This window comes from Nonomuraea sp. NPDC003754 (genome assembly GCF_053605785.1).
The window spans coordinates 1-1,224 of sequence record NZ_JBSGJX010000131.1; the positions used below are offsets into that span (position 1 = coordinate 1).

General features: G+C 70.2%; 1 protein-coding gene. It reads left to right on the forward strand.

Translation table 11 applies throughout. The features are described from left to right. Positions 1–49: 49 nt before the first annotated feature. A partial coding sequence (locus ACWEVS_RS46315; protein ID WP_452557638.1) for a helix-turn-helix domain-containing protein occupies positions 50–1,224 on the forward strand: 1,175 nt, incomplete at its 3' end.

Here is a 1,224-nt window from a genome sequence, read left to right on the forward strand (position 1 = left end):
TGGTCGCCATCGCAGCCGACGACGCCCGATAGGGAGAACGGCTCTGCCCATGATCTGGGCAGAGCCGTCGCAGCGCCGCTACAGTCCGAAATGGACGCCTCGAACTGGAGCCTCAATGCCTGCAGACCCTCGCAGCGGGATAGGCCGGCGTATCGCCTACCACCGAAGTGTCGCCCGGCTGACACAGCAGCAGCTGGCTGATGCCGCCAACATCCATGTCGGCACCCTTCGCAAGGTCGAACGCGGGGCGCGAGGCCCCGGCGACGGCGTTCTGGAAGCGATCGCGGCCGCCCTCCGCATCGACCCGTCCATCCTCCTGGCCGACCAGGCACAGGCGAGCTCGCGAATCCAACAGGCGCTCCCCATTCTGTCGGCCGCCATCGCCGCCTATGACATGCCCGAAGACGGTTCTGTCCGGCCAATGCCCGAACTCAGGGCCAAGGTCGCCGACGCGGTCACCTGGCGGCTGGCGGCCCAGTACGTCCGCATCGCGCGTGAGCTGCCGGCCCTGCTCACCGAGCTGCTCCGGGCCCTGCACACCGCGCCTGCGCACGAGCGACCGGACGTGGCCGCTCTAGTCGTGTCCGCATGTCGCTCCGCCGACGCGATTGCCTACAAGTTCGGCGCCTACGACCTGTCCGCCAGGCTGATCGAGCTGATGCGGTGGGCCGCGCCGTATGCCAACGACCGGGTGCTCGACGCGGCCGTCGCCTACGTCCGCACGGAGACCTTCTTCGCCGCTGGCAGGCACGATCGCGGCCTGCACGCGTTGGAGACGGCGATCGACACCGCCCCGTCCCCGGACCACGCCAACACCAGGGCGGCGCGTGGCGCGCTGCACATGCGTGCGGCAGTCATCGCGGGCCGCGCCGGCTCTGCTGCGGCCGCCGACACCCACCTGGCCGAGGCCCGCCTCCTCGCGGACCAGGTGCCCGAGGGCATCTACGGGGGCACAGCGTTCGGCCCATCGTCGGTGCGGATCCATGAGGTGTCAATCGCTGTAAGCCTCGGCAGCGACCATGTGCACCGTGCCCTGGAAGTGGCCCGCGAGTGGGCGCCGCCGCGAGACCTCCCAGCCGAGCGCAGGTCAGGTTTCTACATCGAGCTCGGCCGAGCCCAGTTGTGGGCCGGGCTGCCCGACGACGCGTTCGAGAGCCTCAAGGTCGCGAGGAAGATCGCCCCCCAGCACACGCGCGATCATCGCTGGGTCCGTGAGGACGCCGC